This window comes from Bifidobacterium scaligerum, assembly GCF_002802865.1.
Classification (GTDB): domain Bacteria; phylum Actinomycetota; class Actinomycetes; order Actinomycetales; family Bifidobacteriaceae; genus Bifidobacterium; species Bifidobacterium scaligerum.
On sequence record NZ_PGLQ01000019.1, the window covers coordinates 1 to 1,142 of the forward strand.

At 63.2% G+C, this 1,142-nt stretch carries 1 protein-coding gene; it reads left to right on the top strand.

From position 1 onward, the window contains the following. The coding region (glf, locus tag CUU80_RS10595) for a UDP-galactopyranose mutase (protein WP_100497303.1) at window positions 1-1,142 on the top strand (1,142 nt) is incomplete at both ends.

Genomic DNA, 1,142 nt, shown 5'->3' on the forward strand with positions numbered 1-1,142 from the left:
TACCCTGATTTGGTGGTTGTTGGTGCGGGTCTGTTTGGTTTGACGGTGGCGCAGCAGGCGGTGGAGCATGCGGGCGCGCGCGTGCATATCATCGATATCCGCGACCATATCGGTGGCAACGCGTACTCGTATTTCGACGAGGAGACGGGCGCGGAGATCCACAAGTACGGCGCGCACCTGTTCCACACGTCCAACCGGCGCGTGTGGGAGTACGTGAACCGTTTCACCGAGTTCACGGGCTACGTGCACCGCGTGTACGCGACGCACGACGGCGTGGTCTACCCGCTGCCGATCAACCTGGGCACGATCAACCAGTTCTTCGGCGCGTCCTACACGCCGGACGAGGCGAAGGAGCTCATCGCCGAGCAGGCGGGCGAGCTGGCCGGCACGGATCCGGCCAACCTGAACGACAAGGGCATCCAGCTGATCGGCCGCCCGCTGTACGAGGCGTTCATCAAGAACTACACGGGCAAGCAGTGGCAGACGGACCCGGCCGACCTGCCGGCGGACATCATCAAGCGCCTGCCGGTGCGCTTCAACTACGACAACCGCTATTTCAAGGACACGTGGGAGGGTCTGCCGAAGGACGGCTACACCGCGTGGATGGAGCGCATGATCGACGATCCGCGCATCACGGTCGGGCTGGGCGTGGACTTCTTCGACGAGTCGCAGCCGTACAACAGGAAGGCGCTGCTGGCCGCGGGCGTGCCGGTCGTGTACACGGGCCCGGTGGACCGTTACTTCGACTACGAGCTGGGCGACCTGAAGTGGCGCACGGTGGACTTCAAGGAGGTCCGCTACGACGAGGACGATCATTTCGGCTGCCCGGTGATGAACTATTCCGACGCGGACGTGCCGTACACGCGCGCGATCGAGTTCAAGAACTTCAACCCGGAGCGCTACGATTCGCAGAACCATTCCAGGACCGTGGTGTGGGAGGAGTACAGCCGTTTCGCCGAGCGTGGCGACGAGCCGTACTATCCGATCAACACGGACGAGGACAAGGCGTTGTACGCGAGGTACGCCGAGAAGGCCGCGGCCGAGCCGAAGGTCGTGTTCGGTGGTCGTCTGGGCACGTACAAGTACTACGACATGCACAATGTGATCGACACGGCTTTGACCGCGTACGAGGAGCAGGTCGC